Annotated in this window: 7 protein-coding genes; 3 read left to right on the plus strand and 4 right to left on the minus strand. The window is 47.8% G+C overall.

All coding sequences use genetic code 11. The features are described from left to right. On the minus strand, window positions 1-1,058 hold a 1,058-nt coding region (locus H6F50_RS00410), incomplete at its 3' end, for a nicotinate phosphoribosyltransferase (protein ID WP_190425064.1). 478 nt (window positions 1,059-1,536) lie between these two features. On the opposite strand from H6F50_RS00410, the gene H6F50_RS00415 reads away from it, so the two are divergent. Beyond that, entirely contained in the window at window positions 1,537-1,689 is a 153-nt protein-coding gene (locus H6F50_RS00415; protein WP_190425067.1) for a hypothetical protein, read from the plus strand. Window positions 1,690-1,771: 82 nt separating this feature from the next. On the opposite strand, the gene H6F50_RS00420 is transcribed toward H6F50_RS00415, so the two are convergent. From H6F50_RS00420 to H6F50_RS00430, 3 genes are all read right to left on the minus strand, one after another. After that, window positions 1,772-2,104: a hypothetical protein gene (locus H6F50_RS00420; protein WP_190425070.1), complete on the minus strand. Its 333-nt coding sequence runs from the start codon at window positions 2,102-2,104 to the stop codon at window positions 1,772-1,774. A gap of 71 nt (window positions 2,105-2,175) precedes the next feature. Further along, a complete protein-coding gene (locus H6F50_RS00425; protein WP_190425073.1) occupies window positions 2,176-2,868 on the minus strand; it encodes a hypothetical protein in 693 nt (230 codons plus the stop codon). Window positions 2,869-3,017: 149 nt separating this feature from the next. Further along, on the minus strand, window positions 3,018-3,725 hold the full coding sequence (locus H6F50_RS00430) for a diacylglycerol/polyprenol kinase family protein (RefSeq protein WP_190425076.1): 708 nt from the start codon (window positions 3,723-3,725) through the stop codon (window positions 3,018-3,020). A 57-nt stretch (window positions 3,726-3,782) separates the two neighbouring features. Between H6F50_RS00430 and yidD the strand changes: the two genes are divergently transcribed. Continuing rightward, entirely contained in the window at window positions 3,783-4,028 is a 246-nt protein-coding gene (yidD, locus tag H6F50_RS00435; protein ID WP_190425079.1) for a membrane protein insertion efficiency factor YidD, read from the plus strand. Next, window positions 4,029-5,114, plus strand: a complete 1,086-nt coding sequence (locus H6F50_RS00440) for an ATP-binding protein (protein WP_190425083.1) — start codon at window positions 4,029-4,031, stop codon at window positions 5,112-5,114. The last annotated feature ends 192 nt before the right edge of the window (window positions 5,115-5,306 follow it).

A 5,306-nucleotide genomic window follows, 5' to 3' on the forward strand; every position in this document is an offset into this window, starting at 1 on the left:
TACACTCCATTAACTGGGGTTCCTGTAACCAATCGAGTTCCCAGTCCATAACCATCAATGCAAGCACCCTCTGCTTGCAATCGGGCAATTTCCCACTCATCCAAATCGCCACTGGCAAAGATGGGAACATCCGGTAAGAGCGATCGCACTTGTTTGGATAACCCTACCAAATCACCAGAATCTAGCCGCACCCCAGACAATTGCATTTCTCCTGCATCGATCTTTTCTGCCAGCATTTGGGCAGCGGCAACTGTATCGTAGGTATCAATCAACAACGGCGCACCCGGAAAATATCGATGGAAGGCGGTAAAAGCCTCTCCCTCACTCCCAGCCGTTGCTGTCAGCGCCATCACCAAAGCATGAGCCATCGTCCCGCTGGGGTTTTGACCCAACTTGATCGCCGCCAGTACATTAGAAGTCGCATCCAATCCAGCCGCCAATGCCGCCCTGGCTGCCCATAGAGACCCTTGAGGGCTAAAAGCGCGTCTGGTGCCGAATTCCAGCAGCGTCGCTTCTGGCCCCGCGACATCCCGTATCCGCGCCGCTCGTGTGGCAACTAAAGTTTGATAATTAATTGTATTCAGCAGGTAGGTTTCCACCAGCTGAGCTTGCCAAAGGGGGGCTTCCACCCGCAGCAGCGGCTCGTTGGCGAACACGGCGGTTCCTTCTGGAACTGCCCAAACGTCGCCGGTGAACCGAGCATCTGCTAAGAGCGACCAAAAACGCTCTGGTGCCCGATCGAAAATTCCGGTCGCTTGCAAAGCCACTATCTGGCTGGGACTGAAGCGGAATTTCTCCAGATAGTCCAGCGCCTGTTCCAACCCCATCGCAATCAAATAGCCAAAGCCAGCGGGTAGACGCCGCGCAAATAGCTCAAAGCTTGCCCGTGTTTGATCTAAACCTTCGCCCGTGTAGCAGGCTGCCATTGTCAGCTGATACAGGTCGGTCAAGAGGCTGTAATCTTCAGAAGCGATCGCGAGTTCCCGATCTTCTACCCTAACCGGCTCCTGAAGCAGGTTAGCAGGATGCTTTACAAGTCCGTCCACGGAAGTTCTCATCATCTTGCTTCCTAGCCAGAGAGAGTGGGCTTTTCAATTATAGTAAGATTTACCATAATAGTGTCAAGGCATTTTGATGAGTTCTTCAAGAAGATGGTTTCTGAAGAGAGCTTTATTGCCATCTTCAGGTCATTCTTAGGTTATATACATTATTCTTAATAGTATTTTGACTCAAAAGCTACAGAAAAGGGCAGTTGATGCCAAAAAGACACAGGAGAGAGCATGGCGGCGTTGCCCATTCGCCCTTAACCACCAACCATCAGTTTCTTGCGTTAATTGTGCAAAATCTAAATGAATTTAAAAGTATTTAGAAATCTTAAGTAAACTAACTGCCGACTTAAGTCTAAGCAAAGTATTGCAAACCTAATCAAACAAGTGTTGCAAATTACCTCAAACTATCCAGCCGTATTCATAATAAAAGTATCAAAGGCTAATATACATTTCATCGAATCCCCAAAGGAATCTGGAGAGTAAAGATATGAGTCTTACCCGAACGTTTGACAATATCATCCAATATTTTTCTGGCGCGATCGCTCGCATCTTTGGACTAAGTGACGATGCGTATCCTGCGACTGGCGTGCAGCCCTTTACAGGGGAACCGTTTAGCGCACGTCGCGGAGAAGATTGGTAGTCAGCCTGAATGCTTTTTTCTATATTGTTAGAGTCAAAAATAAGAAATTTGGTGGAGAAAGAGGCTCTTTCTCCACCAAATTTTATGAAATAATTTTTAAAATTATTCTTGTGAGATGGCTAAAAAGTCCCGCCAGAACGTCTTTTAATGTGTCAGTCACCTCAGACTGCTCTGTTGGATGGTTTAACATCCCTTTGGTGGCTGCAAAGCAGGGGAAACGACAAAAACCCTGTACCACTACTAACCGCTCAACTGGCTTGCTTAGCCAATATCCTGAGAATGGGCAATGAATGACCACTCGCCGCCTAGACGCCGTTCTCCTAAGTGGGGCAATTCGCAGGACAAACAGCAAAACGCCTGCTATGGTCGGGCAATATTCGGTGGATGAGGAAAATTCACGCACCGAATATTGCATAGTTCTATAGTGACAAGCGTTCTATAAAATTGTATGGAATTTAATACAAAAGTTAGAGCTTATTTAAAGTTCTAAATACTCATTTGACGTAGCTGATGTTGTTCCTGGTTAAACTGCTTTTGTTCGGGGGTTAATACGTCATAATCAATGGGCGATCGCATATCCCACTGCACTCCTGCTAATAGCAGTAAAGTCCCCGCCATTACAAGACCCGTGGTGAGAAATTGCCAGCCTCCGACATAAGGCAAGATCCCAATGCCCAATAGATGAACGAACCCATTAATCAGGAAAGTACGCGATCGCATTCCCATCCCCGTAAAAAAGTAGCCAATGGTACTTAAACCCAGCCAAAACTGACACAGGTTCATCAGCACCAACCCCCAACCCAGAAAAATACCCAAGTCAGTTAGCACCACCCCGAATAACATCAGTGCAACCCAGCTATAAAGCAGCCAGCGCAGGCGTTCTACTTTCACCCAAAAGTGAGTCAACACCACCATCCCCACCGTACCGGCTAAGGTAAGTGCTGACCAAAACATCGCTTGCACGTACCAGCTAACAGGTAGAAACTGAGCATTGATAAAAATTGCGGCGGTAATCCAACCCCAAACAATAAACGCCTGATCGATTCGAGAATAAAAGCTCGAAATCAGCGTTTTATTTCCAACTTGCAAGTGAATACGTAAAAGCCCCTGACGATCCTGAAAATCAAGGGCTTCCTGTTTGCTACGGACAAGCGGTTCGGCAGGATTAAAAAAAGTCATTGACATCCATCTTTGGAGATAAATTGAATAAAGCGGGAATCTGTCCCTAGGTAGGCTTCTTCAACTATCTTAATGGAAGCAGAAAATTTGTAATCTGGGATTCTACGGATATTGCAACCAAACTAACTGTTTGCTAGTTATCAAAGGTGTTAAGTGAGTAAAAGCAGCTGAGTCAAGAAAAAAGCGATCGCGGCACTGCCTACAGGAACCGTCAGATTGTCGATGCCGAACCAGGAGAAAGCTTCTAAGAGAGTAGCAAAGAAAGCAACGAAAATCGGCACTACCCACGTTTGCCAGATATTGCCCTGGACTCCCAGGAAAATCAAGCTACTCACCCCATAGCTAACCAGGAACATCGTCAGCGAGCCTTCCCAACTTTTACGGATGCCCCAAAATTCATAGCGATGCTTACCAAATCGTTGACCAATGAGGGCAGCTAAGCCATCCCCCCAAGTCATCACCAAAATTCCCAGTGCTGCATATTGGGGTTGGTTTAGAGGCCAGAACCAACCGATTAAAATGCCAATACTGAGGGCATAGCAAAATGTCCCCCAGCTCTTGCGCCCAACGCTGTTAATGCCTGGGAGGATCGGAAATTTGTATGACAAAAGAGCCACTGCACTCGCGAAAATCGAAGCCGTAATCCCCACCCAAGCGGGAAGGTTCAGCCACCAGGCAAGCAAAATCACATTGCCCGTGCCAATGTGAACCACCTTCCGCACCTTTTCCGGTTCGGTAGAAGTGTAGCGATGCAGCCCTTCTGCCAGTAACACAAGAATGCCCAGGCAAGCCCCAACTAACCCAATGTGGAGCCATAGATCCGGAATTGATTCTAACCACAACACGGATTTACGCAAAGATTGAATTATAAAAAAAAGCTCTCCTTACCAATCTATTAGATCCAGGGCACAGTAATGAAAATATTACTAATTTGGCTAATTCGGGGATACCGAGTGCTAATTTCTCCCCTTTTTCCCCCAGCGTGTCGGTTTCAGCCGACTTGTTCCAAATATGCTTTAGAGGCGGTAGAGAGATTTGGCCCTTGGCGCGGCAGCTGGATGGCGATTCGGCGCATCTTGCGCTGCCATCCCTTCCATCCTGGCGGTTACGATCCGGTGCCACCCGCCGCTTCTGGGGCGGTTAAACAAACAAAAGAGTAAATGAAGTCATCGCGGGTATCAGATCGTCTAGAGGAGTTGCGTCGTAGTCGGTTTGTAGGACGCGATCGCGAACAAACTCTATTTCAGTCGGCGCTGGACGAGGCGCAATTACCTTGGCATCTCCTCTATATCTATGGTTCGGGTGGTGTTGGCAAGACGACTTTGCTGCGCGAGTTTGCCTACATCTGCGAACAAGCGAAAACACCAGTCGTCTACCTGGATACCCGTAATGTCGAACCTTCACCCGACTCTTTTTTCAGCGCCCTCCAGATGGTTATCGGTCTGGAGCATCAAAACCAGCTTTGGGAGTGGTTTGCTTCCCAACCCGGTCACTGTGTCCTTCTGATCGATACCTACGAAACCTTAACGCCACTAGAAGACTGGCTGCGGGAATTTTTCTTACCCCAGTTGCCGGAAAATGCCCTCGTCGTTCTCGCGGGTCGTCAACCCCCGTCATCTGCTTGGCGTGCCGATCCGGGGTGGCAGGCGTTGATGCGTTTAATATCCTTAGATAACCTGAATCCAGAAGAAAGTCGGACGTATCTGACCAAACGTCAGATTCCTGTCGAACAGCATTCCTCTGTCTTAAACTTTACTCGCGGTCATCCTCTGGCAATGTCTCTAGTTGCAGATGTTTTTGCCCAGCACGGCAATATTCATTTTCGACCAGAAGCCGCACCAGATGTGGTGAAAACTTTATTAGAACAATTTGTGCAAGAAGTCCCCAGTCCGTTGCATCGGGCAGCATTAGAAGTTTGTGCTTTAGTGCGTTTAACTACCGAAGCACTGCTGTGTGAAACTCTCGCGATTCCCGATGCTTACGAGTTGTTCAACTGGCTGCGAGGACTTTCGTTTATAGAATCGAGATTACAAGGTATCTTTCCCCACGACTTAGCACGGGAAGCAATTTCCGCTGACTTGCGCTGGCGAAATCCCGAACGCTATGCCGAACTGTTCGGTCGTGCCCGTGGTTATTACTGCAAACGTATCCTGCAAACTCAGGGTTTGGAACTAGAACGCGCCCTATTTGATTATGTTTTCAAAAGTCCGCAAGTACGACAATTTTTTATAAGTAGCTGGGACTAATTAAATATAAGATGGCATAAAGCCCCTAAACGAAGTTTTCCATTAATCTATGCCTGCTCCCATTCGGATTATCTTAAGCGAAGCAGAGGACTCAATGTTAAGCGAGTTGCGAGTTGCTCAAACCGTGCCGCAACGGACGCGCGACCGCGCCCACATGATCCGCTTAAATGCACAGGGGTGGAATGTCCCTGC

The organism is Coleofasciculus sp. FACHB-712 (genome assembly GCF_014695635.1).
Lineage (GTDB): Bacteria > Cyanobacteriota > Cyanobacteriia > Cyanobacteriales > FACHB-T130 > FACHB-T130.

What these genes read in the sequence shown, in the direction of transcription:
- H6F50_RS00415 (WP_190425067.1), top strand. Translation starts at nt 1,537, where the DNA reads ATGAGTCTTACCCGAACGTTTGACAATATCATCCAATATTTTTCTGGC.
- H6F50_RS00420 (WP_190425070.1), bottom strand. Translation starts at nt 2,104, where the DNA reads ATGCAATATTCGGTGCGTGAATTTTCCTCATCCACCGAATATTGCCCG.
- H6F50_RS00425 (WP_190425073.1), bottom strand. Translation starts at nt 2,868, where the DNA reads ATGACTTTTTTTAATCCTGCCGAACCGCTTGTCCGTAGCAAACAGGAA.
- yidD (WP_190425079.1), top strand. Translation starts at nt 3,783, where the DNA reads ATGAAAATATTACTAATTTGGCTAATTCGGGGATACCGAGTGCTAATT.
- H6F50_RS00440 (WP_190425083.1), top strand. Translation starts at nt 4,029, where the DNA reads ATGAAGTCATCGCGGGTATCAGATCGTCTAGAGGAGTTGCGTCGTAGT.